Origin of the sequence: Arthrobacter sp. H20, from assembly GCF_000520515.1 — a bacterium.
Taxonomy (GTDB): Bacteria; Actinomycetota; Actinomycetes; order Actinomycetales; family Micrococcaceae; genus Arthrobacter_D.
Genome location: NZ_KI914740.1, coordinates 13,170 through 25,827, shown reverse-complemented (window position 1 = coordinate 25,827; position 12,658 = coordinate 13,170). Strand labels below are relative to the sequence as shown.

Annotated in this window: 13 protein-coding genes; 10 read left to right on the top strand and 3 right to left on the bottom strand. The window is 62.8% G+C overall.

Annotated elements, in window-relative coordinates; all coding sequences use genetic code 11:
* Nucleotides 1-967, top strand: a 967-nt coding sequence (locus tag Y703_RS19715) for an acyl-CoA dehydrogenase family protein (RefSeq protein ID WP_035764971.1), incomplete at its 5' end; no start/stop codon positions are given.
* A 12-nt stretch (nt 968-979) separates the two neighbouring features.
* Here the strand turns inward: Y703_RS19715 and Y703_RS0112275 are convergent.
* Nucleotides 980-1,213 (bottom strand): DUF5703 family protein, encoded by a 234-nt coding sequence (locus tag Y703_RS0112275; protein WP_026552933.1) that lies wholly within the window; start codon nt 1,211-1,213, stop codon nt 980-982.
* Between the two features lie 40 nt (nt 1,214-1,253).
* Between Y703_RS0112275 and Y703_RS0112270 the strand changes: the two genes are divergently transcribed.
* The gene (locus Y703_RS0112270; protein WP_026552932.1) at nt 1,254-1,475 is read left to right on the top strand and encodes a hypothetical protein; all 222 of its coding nucleotides are present in this window, start codon (nt 1,254-1,256) and stop codon (nt 1,473-1,475) included.
* Here the strand turns inward: Y703_RS0112270 and Y703_RS0112265 are convergent.
* Nucleotides 1,472-2,410, bottom strand: a complete 939-nt coding sequence (locus Y703_RS0112265; protein WP_026552931.1) for an aldo/keto reductase — start codon at nt 2,408-2,410, stop codon at nt 1,472-1,474. The genes Y703_RS0112270 and Y703_RS0112265 overlap by 4 nt on opposite strands.
* Before the next feature lie 75 nt (nt 2,411-2,485).
* Here Y703_RS0112265 and Y703_RS0112260 point away from each other — a divergent pair, with 75 nt between their 5' ends.
* Nucleotides 2,486-3,310, top strand: coding sequence for an undecaprenyl-diphosphate phosphatase (locus Y703_RS0112260; RefSeq protein ID WP_026552930.1), 825 nt, complete (start codon nt 2,486-2,488; stop codon nt 3,308-3,310).
* Between the two features lie 72 nt (nt 3,311-3,382).
* Nucleotides 3,383-4,660, top strand: coding sequence for a cysteine--1-D-myo-inosityl 2-amino-2-deoxy-alpha-D-glucopyranoside ligase (gene mshC, locus Y703_RS0112255; protein WP_026552929.1), 1,278 nt, complete (start codon nt 3,383-3,385; stop codon nt 4,658-4,660).
* A 26-nt stretch (nt 4,661-4,686) separates the two neighbouring features.
* Here the strand turns inward: mshC and Y703_RS0112250 are convergent, their stop codons facing one another.
* A complete protein-coding gene (locus tag Y703_RS0112250) occupies nt 4,687-5,541 on the bottom strand; it encodes a PAC2 family protein (RefSeq protein ID WP_051427557.1) in 855 nt (284 codons plus the stop codon).
* 139 nt (nt 5,542-5,680) lie between these two features.
* Here Y703_RS0112250 and Y703_RS19710 point away from each other — a divergent pair, with 139 nt between their 5' ends.
* The 6 genes from Y703_RS19710 (at nt 5,681) to Y703_RS0112220 (ending at nt 12,538) form a co-directional block, all read left to right on the top strand.
* Entirely contained in the window at nt 5,681-6,439 is a 759-nt protein-coding gene (locus tag Y703_RS19710) for an HAD family hydrolase (protein ID WP_035764967.1), read from the top strand.
* A complete protein-coding gene (locus tag Y703_RS0112240; RefSeq protein WP_026552927.1) occupies nt 6,436-7,593 on the top strand; it encodes a site-2 protease family protein in 1,158 nt (385 codons plus the stop codon). Before Y703_RS19710 ends, Y703_RS0112240 begins: the two co-directional genes overlap by 4 nt.
* 54 nt (nt 7,594-7,647) lie before the next feature.
* The gene (locus tag Y703_RS19705; protein WP_051427552.1) at nt 7,648-8,736 is read left to right on the top strand and encodes a tRNA (adenine-N1)-methyltransferase; all 1,089 of its coding nucleotides are present in this window, start codon (nt 7,648-7,650) and stop codon (nt 8,734-8,736) included.
* 132 nt (nt 8,737-8,868) lie between these two features.
* Complete coding sequence (gene arc, locus Y703_RS0112230) at nt 8,869-10,605, top strand: proteasome ATPase (protein ID WP_026552926.1); 1,737 nt, start codon at nt 8,869-8,871, stop codon at nt 10,603-10,605.
* Entirely contained in the window at nt 10,602-12,272 is a 1,671-nt protein-coding gene (dop, locus tag Y703_RS0112225; RefSeq protein WP_081743522.1) for a depupylase/deamidase Dop, read from the top strand. Before arc ends, dop begins: the two co-directional genes overlap by 4 nt.
* 50 nt (nt 12,273-12,322) lie before the next feature.
* Nucleotides 12,323-12,538, top strand: a complete 216-nt coding sequence (locus Y703_RS0112220) for a ubiquitin-like protein Pup (protein WP_026552924.1) — start codon at nt 12,323-12,325, stop codon at nt 12,536-12,538.
* The last annotated feature ends 120 nt before the right edge of the window (nt 12,539-12,658 follow it).

Sequence of the window (12,658 nt, the reverse complement as noted above, 5' to 3'; positions counted from 1 at the left end):
GCGGCGTCTGGCGTCTGCGGCACCAGCGACCGCGTTGGCCATCAACATGCACCTGGTATGGACGGGTGTCGCCCGTTTGCTCCAGCGCCAGGGCGACGCGTCGCTCAAGTTTGTTCTGCAGGAGGCAGCCCAGGGGGAGCTGTACGCCTTTGGGTTGTCCGAGCCAGGCAACGACGCAGTCCTGTTCGATTCCACTACCGCCGCCGCGCCACAGCCCGACGGCGGGTATGCGTTCACCGGGACAAAGATCTTTACCAGTCTGGCTCCGGCCTGGACCCGGCTCGGTGTCTTCGGTAAAACTGCTCCAGCAGACGGTATCGAAGAGCTGGTTCACGGGTTCGTTACGCGGGGAAGCAGCGGAGTTCACACGGTGGAGGATTGGAACACTCTGGGCATGCGAGCCAGCCAGTCGCACACTACCCTGCTGGAAGAGGTGGTGGTGCCGGCTGAGCGGATCTTCAGGCACCTCCCAGTGGGTCCTAACGCTGATCCTCTGGTATTCGCCATCTTCGCGGTCTTCGAGACACTGCTGTCGGCGGTCTACACCGGGATTGGGGACAGGTCCCTGGCACTTGCCATCAGCTTCGCCGGGCAGCGCACCGGCGGCTCCGGAGCCCTGGCATTGTCACAGCATCCCGAGATTCGCTGGCAGATCGCCGAGGCAGCAATGGCCATGGACTCACTCGATGCACAACTGCGCTCGGTCGCCCGCGACCTCGATGATGGTGCCGACCATGGTGGCCGGTGGTTCGCCAAACTGGTTGGCCTGAAGCTCCGGGCTACGACAGTGGCCCGGGAGGTCAACGACGTGGGCCTGCACCTCGCGGGAGGGCGTGGCTACCACGCCGCAAGTGAGATTGGCAGACTGCACCGGGACGTCCTGGCGGGTCAGTATCATCCGTCGTCCAGCGAATCGGCCCACCGGACAGTGGCCTCGGCGTGGCTGGGTCCGCTGACTGCGGATTAGGGGCCCGGCCTGCTAGGCCGTGCGCTCCACCCGGAGGACCTTACGGCGCATCCAGTACCGCCGTCCACCGCCAATATAAATGCAGCTGCGCTCCAGCTCCCACTTGCCGTACTCGGCATGTTCGGTGAGCGCCTGGCGCGCGGCACTCACGGGTTCGCCTGCATTGACCGTCAGCACCAGGTACTCGTACCGGCGCCCGACGTCGCGCTTGGGCACGGTCGTTGCGTTCAGAAATTGTTCTCGCATTTCCCTCCAATTTTGACCACTTTACCGATAACGTCTACCCATGAGTATTGATCCGCGTGTCGCGCTCCAGACCCTGGTTTCGGCGCTTGAGGAGCATCTGAACGCCGCCGCTTCGCGGCGCGGTGACGAGGATCCAGCAGTTGAGGCCGCCTACCTCGCCGTCGCGGACGCCTTCGATACCTATGAGGAAGTGCTATACGACGCCCACGGCGAAGTGACGCCCCTGGTCATCTACGAGGACAGCGACGACGACGAGTCCTAGGGCCGAGCTGACACCTCATCGAGAACCCCGGATATCTGTGCGGGAAGTGGCTCCTGCGACGCGGCCAGGACGTCCTTGAACTGGTGACTGGTTCGGGCGCCGGTCATTGCAGCGGCGACGGTCGGGCGGTGCAGGACCCAGCGCAGAGCCACCTCAAGCGGTGCGATGTCCAACCCTTTGGCAGCGGTCACCAGAGCCTCGGTGATCCGGTGTGGGCGTCCCGCTAGATACGGCTCAACGTAGGGTGCCCACAGGTCGGACGCCGCCCGGGAATCTGAAGGGGTCTGGCCGCGGTACTTTCCGGTCAGCACACCGCGACCCAGAGGAGCCCATGCGACCAATCCGACACCGAGGGCTTCGGCAGCAGGAGTCGCCTCGCGTTCTACAGTTCGATTCAGCAGCGAGTATTCGGCCTCGTGAGCTGCGATGGGGAACCCGGCTGAGGCTGATGCGAACGCCAGTTCCCAACCCGCGTGGTTGGAAACTCCCACGTAGCGGGCCCGCCCCGTCCGGTAGGCCAGCTCCAATGCGCCAAGGGTCTCCTCCACGGGCACTCCGGGATGCCGGGCCGGGGCCAGCCACAGGTCAACGTAGTCTGTCCCGAGCCGGGCAAGCGAGGCATCGAGGGAGTCGAGCAGACCCTTCCTGGAGCCGTCAGCGCGGCGCACCCCACAGTGCTGCCGAGCTGAGCCACCCTGCACGGCGAGGACCAGTTCCGACCGGGCGACCGTGTCTCCGATGAGGTCTCCCAACATCGCCTCAGCCCGTCCATCCGAGTAGCGGGCGGCTGTGCCCACCAGGGTGCCTCCTGCCTCGGAGAAGAGCCGAAGCTGTTCACGAGCAGTCTCCTCATCTGCGTCCTGACCCCACGTCATAGTGCCCAATCCCACCCTGGATACCGTCAGACCGCTGCTGCCCACATTTTCCCACTGCATACGGTAAGCCTAAAGCCTCGCAGGAGTGCCGTTGCCTCCCGGGGCCTGGCAGGGGAGTGCTCTAAGGTCTTAGTTGTGAATTGGATCGAAGCTGCCATCCTGGGCCTGGTGCAGGGCCTGACCGAATTCCTGCCTATCTCTTCAAGCGCTCACCTGCGGATCGTTGGAGAGTTCCTGCCCAACGCCCAGGATCCCGGTGCCGCGTTTACGGCGATCACGCAGCTAGGTACCGAGACAGCAGTTGTGGTGTATTTCTGGCGTGACATCGTCAGGATCATCAGGGCCTGGGCTGGGTCGCTGGTCGGCAAGGTGCCATCCAGCGACCCCGATGTGAAAATGGGCTGGCTAGTGATCCTTGGCAGTGTGCCGATCGTTGTGCTGGGGTTGCTCTTCCAGGATCAGATCGAGAGCACGTTGCGAAGCATGTGGCTGACAGCGACGATGCTCATTGTCTTCGGCTTGATCCTGGCGGTGGCTGACGCCGTCGGGAAACAGGATCGGACACTCGATCAGTTGACCTACCGCCACGGCATCTTCTACGGTTTCGCGCAGGCACTGGCGCTGATTCCGGGCGTCTCCCGGTCTGGTGGCACCATCACCGCGGGTTTGTTCATGGGCTACAACCGGGAGGCGGCAGCACGCTACTCGTTTCTCCTCGCCATCCCCGCCGTATTTGGCAGTGGTTTCTTCCAGCTGTATAAAAGTTTCGGCGAACCGGGACCTTATGGCTTGGGGGAGACAGCACTGGCTACCGGTATCGCCTTCGTGGTGGGTTTCGTCATCATTGGCTGGTTCCTGAAGTTCGTCTCAACCCGGAGCTACGGCCTATTCGTGTGGTACAGGATCCTTCTAGGACTGGCTCTGTTCCTGCTGCTCGGGTTCGGCGTCATCAACCCCTGATTGGCGTGGATGCCTGACGGATCGGGAGTCAGCTGGTCGGGTGACGGCTGCGGGGAACGTATTGTAGAAGGTGTGATTGCGTGGAACTCCCGTCCTATTCCTGTCCTGCCCGGCGAAAGCGCCGGCATTGGCCTGTACGACACTAAGCAGCAGCAATACGTTGCCCTACCCACAGACCGCCAGCACGGGCTCTACGTCTGCGGGATCACTCCCTACGACGCCACCCACATGGGCCACGCGGCCACCTATGTCGCGTTTGACCTGTTGAACCGCCTGTGGCGTGACTCGGGCGCCGTCGTGAACTACGTCCAGAACGTCACCGACATCGACGACCCGTTGCTGGAGCGCGCGGCGGCAACAGGGGTGGACTGGACCGACCTAGCAGTGCAACAGACCGATCTGTTCCGTGAGGACATGGATCAACTCAACGTCATCCCACCCGACCACTACATCGGTGCTGTCGAATCGATCGAGTGGATTGTCCCGGTGATCGAATCGCTGCTGGAACGCGGCATCGCCTACCCGGTGGCGGGCGAGGGCTCAGAGCCCGACGGCGACATCTACTTTTCGGTGGACGCTGCGGAAGGGTCACTGTCCGGACCCGACGCATGGTTCCTGGGCGCGGTGTCCCATCTCGGCCAGGACGAGATGACCGGCCTGTTTGCTGAGCGCGGTGGAGACCCGGAGCGGCCAGGGAAGAAGCACCCAATGGACCCTTTGCTCTGGCGCGCGGCCAGGGCCAGCGAACCGGAGTGGGACGGTAACACGCTTGGCAGGGGACGTCCCGGATGGCACATCGAGTGTGCAGTGATTGCCCAGCGGTTTCTCGACCTGCCGTTCACTGTGCAGGCAGGTGGGTCAGACTTGGTGTTCCCACACCACGAGATGAGTGCAGCGCACGCCGAAGCCGCTACTGGCATTCCGCTGGCGAAGCACTATTCCCATGCCGGCATGGTGGGACTCGACGGTGAAAAAATGAGCAAGTCCCGTGGCAATCTGGTACTGGTTTCGACCTTGCGCCGGGATGGGGTGGATCCGGCTGCCATCAGGTTGGCAATCCTGAACCACCACTATCGTTCGGACTGGTCCTGGACCGACAAGGTGATTCCCCGAGCGCAAGACCAGCTGGTTTCGTGGCGGTCAGCGCTGGGGTCCGCCACCGAAAAGTCGGCTGCCGCTTTGACAGCAGAGATCCGGGCGGCTCTGGCCCACGATCTCGACGCTCCGGCAGCGGTAGCGGCCATCGACCGCTGGGCCGCCGTGGCACCTGCCGCTGGAGGAACCGCTGACGGTGCGGAGGGAGTAGTGAATGCCCTTGATGCACTGCTTGGCATCAGGCTGACCGGGTAGATCCGCCATCGCGGTGCGCCACAGGGTCAGTCTTTGCGGCGCTTCTTGAGGTACCTCTCAAACTCCCTAGCAATAGATTCTCCGCTAGCCTCCGGCAACTCGGCTGTGTCCTTGGCCTCTTCAAGCTGTCGCACATAGGCAGCCACCTCGGGGTCCTCGATGGCCAACTCATCGACCCCGCGCTCCCAGGCTTCTGATTCTTCGACCAGGAGGTGGGTGTCCAGCGACAGGTGAAGCATTTCTTCGAGGCGGCTGAGCAGTGCGAGCTGGGCCTTGGGAGAGGGTGACTGTCCCACGTAGTGCGGCACGGCTGCCCAGAGGGAAAGCGTCGGAATATCGGCCAGCAACCCCACTTCGCTGAGCACTCCGACAATGCCAATGGGGCCCTCGTAGGTGGACGGCTCGATGTCCAGGTTCTCCCGCACCAGCTCATCATCAGAGGTGACTGTTACGGGGATAGGGCGGGTGTGCGGCACGTCGGCCAGCAGGGCCCCCACCAGGATGATGCAGTCGACATCGAGTTCTTTTGCCGCGGCAATGAGTTCAGCCGTGTAGGCCCGCCACTTGTAGGACGGCTCCACGCCGTGAACCAGGATGAGATCCACGTTCGTGTCGGGGACCGATGCCTTGCTGATCCGCGTGGTGGGCCACTTGATTTTACGCTCGCCCTTGGCATTGCGTGTCACCACAGGGCGCGTGAACTGGAAGTCATAGAATTCGTCGGCATCGATGGTCGCCACTTTCTCGCTACCCCAATACCTACCCATGAATTTCAGGGCGTCGCTGGCCGCTTCTCCGGCGTCGTTCCAGCCTTCGAAAGCGGCGAGCATGATTGTCACCCTCTGATTGGGCGTATCACTATCCTGGAAAAGGGCACGGATCCCGGGCTGGAGGCTTTCATCAAAGGTACTCACCACTTCACCCTAAACCTCCCCACCGGGTGATGGCAGCTAATCTTTGCTCCTTCGCGCAGAGCCAAAGCAGCCGGGTGGGCTTCGATCCGCCCCGTAGACTGGGCCAATGGCTAATTCCGATCCCAGCACAGCTGCGCCACTTTCCGGACAGGCATCACACGACGCCGTCGAAGGCCTACAGGCCGTCCTCTGGGACATGGACGGAACGATAGTTGACACCGAGCCCTACTGGATCCAGGCAGAAAAGGATCTGGTCGCCAAGTACGGTGGCAGCTGGTCAACGGCTGAAGCCGAAGCCCTGGTAGGGCAGGCACTGTCATTCTCCGCCGGTATCCTCCAACGGGCTGGCGTGGAGATGGAAATCCGGGACATCATCGACCACCTGATCGCTGAGGTACAACTGCGTGTTTCCGAAGCCGCACCGTGGCGCCCGGGGGCACGCGAGCTGTTGGCTGAGCTGGTGGCGCAGGGCATTCCGTGCGCGATGGTCACCATGTCCGAGAAACCCCTGGCCGAGGAAGTGGCGAGCCAACTTCCGAAGGGCACGTTCGAACTGCTGGTCACCGGGGACATGGTCCAGCGGGGGAAGCCCGACCCAGAGGCCTACCAATTGGCCTTCGATGCTCTGGGCGGCGCCGACGGCAGGCTAACCAAAGATCGCGTCGTGGCGATCGAAGACTCCCTTCCCGGGGCGACGTCCGCCGAAACTGCCGGTCTCGTAGCCCTCGCGGTGCCCCACATGATGCCGCTGCCCTCCGATCGTGGCTGGTACGAGTGGCCGACTCTGGACAAGAAATCAGTTGCAGACCTCAACCAGCTGGTCCTTGAGCACAGGGCAGTCCCGGCAGGGCAGGCGGCACTGTGACAGCGCCCGAGAAACAGGAGCCACTCCGGCGTGAGGGAATCTCGCTGGGGCGACTGTGGGGGATCCCCATTGTCCTTGCGTGGTCCTGGTTCATCATTGCCGTATTTGTGGTTGTGGTCTTCGGGCCACAGGTGGCTAGCGCTTTCCCCGGGATCGGCGCTGGCGCGTACGGGGTGGCCCTCGGGTACGCGCTCCTGCTCGCCGCGTCAGTTCTGGTCCACGAATTAGCTCATGCGCTCTCCGCGCGGGTGTTTGGCTGGCCAACCGCGCGTATTGTCCTGAATCTCTGGGGTGGGCATACCCAGTTCGAGAACTTTAATGCCAGCCCGGGGCGGTCCCTGATCGTGGCGTTGGCTGGCCCTGCAGCGAACTTTCTGCTGGCGTTGGGCGGCTGGCTGGCCGTCCCGCTGTTTGAACCTCAGTCAGTGGGACGCCTGCTCGCTGACATCTTCGTCTGGGCGAACCTCTTGGTCGCCGTCTTCAATGTGCTTCCTGGTCTGCCGCTCGACGGCGGGCGAATTGTTGAGTCAGCAGTCTGGAAAGCCACCGGCAACCAGGACAAGGGTACTGTCGCGGCTGGCTGGGCCGGGCGGGTCATCGTGATCATTCTCGTGGTGGCAGTGCTCGGACTGCCCCTGTTAGTGGGCGGGACCCCCGATCTGACTGTCATCATCATCGCCGCTGTCATGGGCGCGTTCCTCTGGATGGGCGCTTCTGCGGCCATCAGCAGCGCCCAGATGCGCCTGCGACTCCCTGCGGTGAGTGCTGGTCGACTGAAACAGCCGGCGATCGGCATCGCTGCAGGAACCACCGTGCAAACCGTCCGGCGGCTCGTGAAGGACAACCCGGGGGCCGCGATTGTCCTCACGGGAGGTGGCGGCCAGCCCGAAGCGGTAGTCGATACCGGAGCCCTCCTCAGCGTCCCCGAGGACGCAGCCGAGACGACCCTCATCAACGCGGTAGCCCGGGCCCTGTCACCGGGCGCCTACGTCCCGGAGTCCGCGCAGGGACAGGACCTGGTCCAGTTCCTTGCGAAGCTCCCTGGCAGCGAGTACGCGGTGATCGACCGGCTAGGCCGGGTTACTGGGCTGCTTCAGCAGTCGGCTGTTATCTCGGCCATCACAGGCAAACCCGCTCCCGGCCACCCGTCTTAACCAGCCGCCTCATACCCCTGACGTACTACCCCCAATAGCTAAGGACAATCGTCGATGAACACCTCCGGAACCACCCCCGCGGAACACCCTCCCCACGGTGCCGCTGTCCGCCGGGGCCCGTTCCGCGCTGGTGAACGTGTCCAACTGACTGACGAGAAGGGGCGCATGAACACCATTACGCTGACCCCTGGTGGTGCCTTCCACACCCACAAGGGGTTCCTCCTGCATGACGGGCTGATCGGTGCATCGGAGGGTACAGTTCTCACCAATACCAGCGGGCAGCTCTACCAGGCATTGCGCCCACTCCTGTCGGACTTCGTGCTCTCCATGCCCCGCGGTGCGGCAGTGGTGTATCCCAAGGACGCCGGCCAGATCATCACCATGGCCGACATCTACCCGGGAGCCCGCGTGGTTGAAGCTGGCGTGGGTTCGGGGGCCCTCTCGATTTCCCTGCTCAGGGCCGTGGGCGATGCTGGGTACCTGCATTCCTTCGAACGCCGCGCCGAGTTCGCTGACATTGCTCAGGGAAACGTGGAGACGATTTTCGGCGGACCGCATCCCGCGTGGAAAATTACGCTGGGTGACTTCCAGGAGCAGGTAGTCGAGCAGGAAGAACCGGGAAGTGTTGACCGGGTGGTCCTGGACATGCTCGCACCGTGGGAATGCCTTGACGCCGTCGCGACAGTTCTCGCGCCGGGCGGCGTCTGGATCAATTACGTCGCGACCGTGACACAACTCTCACGGACCGCCGAGGCCATCCGGGCGGACGGGCGCTTCACAGAGCCGGATGCGTGGGAGTCGATGGTGCGTGGCTGGCACCTTGAGGGCCTTGCTGTGCGGCCTGATCACCGCATGGTTGCCCACACCGGATTTCTGCTGATTACCCGGCGGCTGGCGGCCGGCGTCACTGGTTTGACGACGAAAAGGCGTCCCTCCAAGACCGACTTCAGCGAAGAAGATCTCAATGCGTGGACCCCCCAGGCGGTCGGCGAACGTGAGGTCTCTGACAAGCGCCTGCGACGGGTGGCGCGCGACGCCAGCTCAACCATCCAGCGTGGCGCACTGCCCGCAGAGGAGGCCCAGGCCCGCCGCGAGAAGATCGCTGACGCTTCGCGGGACGAGGGGGAGCATGCCGAGAGCTAGGGTAACTACCACCAGCACAGGGTGGCTATCAGGAATTACCCGGCTCACTGCGCTATGGTCGAGAGAGCACTAATCGAGCACTGAAGGTGGGCGATACGCATGGCTGACTTCGAGAACGTAGACCCTCCAGGAATTTCCGCTGCCGGGCCCACCGAGGCTGGAGCCGCAACCGGCCAGTTGGCTGCCACGCAACGCCAGCTGAACGTGGTGCGGGATCGGATCCGCAACATTGACCGGCAGCTCGCGTCGGCCGCCCAGAACAACACCAAGCTGGTCGCCGCGCTCGAAACGGCACGCGCAGAGATTGTCCGCCTCAAGGGGGCACTGGAGAACGACGGCGCCGCGCCGTTCAGCTTCGGCACCATCATCGCTATCAATGCGCAACGGGCAGCTGAGCCGGGAACGACGGCGTCGGCCACCTCCCAGGAAAGTGTCGACATTCTGCAGTCTGGCAGGAAGCTCCGGGTGGCCCTGAGCCCACTGATCAACCTGACCCAGCTGATGCCCGGGCAGGAGGTACTTCTCAACGAGTCGCTGACTATTGTTGCAGGACTGGCCTTCGAGCGGTCCGGTGAATTGGTCACCGTCAAGGAGCTGCTCGGAAGCGACCGGGCCCTGGTGATCGGGCGCGCGGACGAGGAACGGGTAGTCAGGCTCAACGGTCCGCTGCAGCTGGAACGGATCCGCGTCGGCGATGCGCTGTCGGTTGATAACCGGTCTGGCTATGCACTGGAGAAAATTCCGCGCAGCGAAGTCGAGAATCTGGTGCTTGAAGAGGTTCCAGACATCGCGTACGAGGACATCGGTGGGCTCGGCCCACAGATCGAGCAAATCCGCGACGCTGTTGAACTCCCCTTCCTGCATCCCGATCTGTACCGGGAACACGGGCTCAAGGCGCCCAAGGGCATCCTGCTGTACGGTCCGCCGGGGTGCGGCAAGACCCTGATCGCGAAGGCAGTCGCCAACTCCCTAGCCGCACGTGCCATTGAACGGACCGGATCCACTGAAACCCGTAGCTATTTCCTCAACATCAAGGGACCCGAGCTACTGGACAAGTACGTTGGTGAAACCGAACGCCACATCCGGCTGATTTTCGCCCGCGCCCGCGAAAAGGCTTCGGATGGGAGCCCGGTGGTGGTCTTCTTCGATGAGATGGATTCCCTCTTCAGGACACGGGGTACCGGTGTGTCCTCGGACGTCGAAACGACTATTGTTCCGCAGCTCCTCAGCGAGATCGACGGCGTCGAAAAGCTCGAGAACGTGATTGTCATCGGTGCATCCAATCGGGAAGACATGATTGATCCAGCAATCCTTCGGCCGGGCCGGCTCGACGTAAAGATCAAGATCCACCGTCCCGACGCCGAGGGAGCAGCTGAGATCTTCGGCAAGTACATCACTGAAAACCTTCCCCTCCACGACGATGATCTGGGGGAACACAGTGGCAGCCGGACCGCAACTGTGCAAGGAATCATTCGGCGCACAGTAGAAAAAATGTACTCCACCGAGAAGGCCAACGAATACCTTGAGGTCACGTATGCGAACGGTGACACGGAGATGCTCTACTTCAAGGACTTCAACTCGGGGGCAGTGATCCAGAACGTGGTTGACCGGGCGAAGAAGTACGCTATCAAGGACCTGCTGCTCGATGGTCAGAAAGGCTTGCGGATCGAACATTTCCTCAGGGCAGTCGTCGACGAGTTCCGTGAGCACGAGGACCTCCCCAACACGACCAACCCCGATGACTGGGCGCGCATCTCGGGCAAAAAGGGGGAACGGATCACTTACATCCGCACCATCGTTCAGGGCAAAGCCGGTCAGGAACCCGGTAAAACCATCGAAACGACACCCAATACCGGACAGTATCTGTGACGTCAGCCGGACCGCAGGCCGATCCATCAGTGCCCGACCTGTCGGTCCTTGACCCTGAGCGGTTCTCCGCGCACCGCGTCATGGGCACCGAAACCGAGTACGGAGTTATTGCGCCGTCCATCCCTGATGCGAACGCCACAATCCTTTCCTCCCAGGTGGTCAACGCCTATGCCGCAACCCTGAGGGAGGGCCTGGGTAACCTCGCTGGCACCCGCTGGGACTACACCGACGAAGCCCCCCTGGCGGATGCCCGCGGCTGGCATCAGGCCCGCCACGCCGCCGATCCGTCGCAGCTCACCGACAGCCCACCGATTCTCTCAGCCGAGCAGATTGCGATTCTCGATTCGGGTCTTGACGATTCTGGCCCGCTGGATTCAGCGGTCCTGATGAACCTGGTCCTCAACAACGGCGCCCGGCTGTACGTCGACCATGCGCACCCCGAATACTCCTCACCTGAGGTAACCAACCCGCTCGATGCTGTGCTGTGGGACCGCGCCGGGGACGCCGTCGCCCTCACCGCCATGCGGCGGATAGCAGCCACCCCCGGGTTCGCCCCGGTCCACCTGTACAAGAACAACACCGACAACAAAAGCGTGTCCTACGGCTCGCACGAGAACTATCTGGTCCCACGGAGAGTCCCGTTCAACCACCTGGCAGCAGTGCTGATCCCGTTCTTCGTCTCCCGCCAGACACTCTGCGGGTCGGGCCGGGTAGGGATCGGAGCATTCAATCAGGCCCCAGGCTTCCAGCTCAGTCAGCGTGCCGATTTTTTCGAGAACGAGATCGGCCTGGAAACGACTGTACGCCGACCAATCATCAACACCAGGGACGAGCCGCACGCAGTCGCCGAAAAGTACCGGCGCCTGCACGTGATCATCGGTGACGCCAACCTGAGCGAGACCTCCAACTACCTGAAGTTGGGGACCACCTCGCTGGTCCTTTCCCTGATTGACCTGGACAGGGCACCAGTGCCCGAGATCCAGGACCCTGTGCGTGAGCTGCAGGCCATCAGCCACGACCCCACCCTGAAGCACCGCATCAGGCTGGTCGACGGCAGGTTAGTGACAGCGCTGGACCTGCAGGAGATGTACCTGGATGCGTGCCGTGGTGAATCGGGACGGCAGGGTGGAACCGATCCACAAAGCAGTGACCTTCTGGAACGTTGGGGAATGCTCATCGACACCCTGCGGCGGGACCCATTCGAAGCTGCTCACCAGCTTGACTGGGTGGCCAAGCTCAAGGTCCTGGAGGCGTACCGCAGCCGCGATGGACTGTCCTGGGATGATCCCCGGCTGGCTCTGGTGGATCTGCAGTACTCGGATCTTCGCCCGGAGAGGAGCATCTACCACCGCTTGTCGGCCCGTGGGCAGATGGTGAGGTTGGTTACCGACGAGCAGGTAACCGCTGCTGTCTCCCACCCGCCCGAGGACACCCGCGCCTACTTCAGGGGACGCTGCATCAGCAGTTTTCCGCGGGAAGTGGTGGGCGCCAGCTGGGACTCGATCATTTTCGAACTGGCATCCCAGCGCCGGCTGCAGCGTATTCAGACCCGTGAGCCGCTGCGCGGAACAGCTGCACTCACTGGCGAACTGTTCGCAACCTCGGCTGACGCCGAAGAATTTGTTGCCCGGCTTTTGAGCAGGCCACAATCCGGCATGGCACCATAGACATCACTAGGTTTTGCGCATCACATCCTCAGCAATGAAAGGTGCCAGCCATGGCTACACAGGACCGCAAGAACACCGGGTCACGGCCCGAGGAACAGGACGAGCAGCAGGGAAACCCGGTTCCGGATTCCGGCGGGACTCCCGAGGGTGGAGCGCCAACTGCACAAACCCAGGGGGTCGATGACCTGCTGGACGAGATTGATGGTGTTCTCGAATCCAACGCTGAAGAGTTTGTGCGCGGCTTTGTCCAGAAGGGCGGCCAGTAACTTCAATGATTCTGGAAGACGCTAGCGCGTCGATTGGCCGCGCTGCCTCCACGTCATTCAGCGGGTACCTCGGGCTAAACCACCCCGATCTGCTGCCGTCCAGCCGCTCGGCTGGCGGGG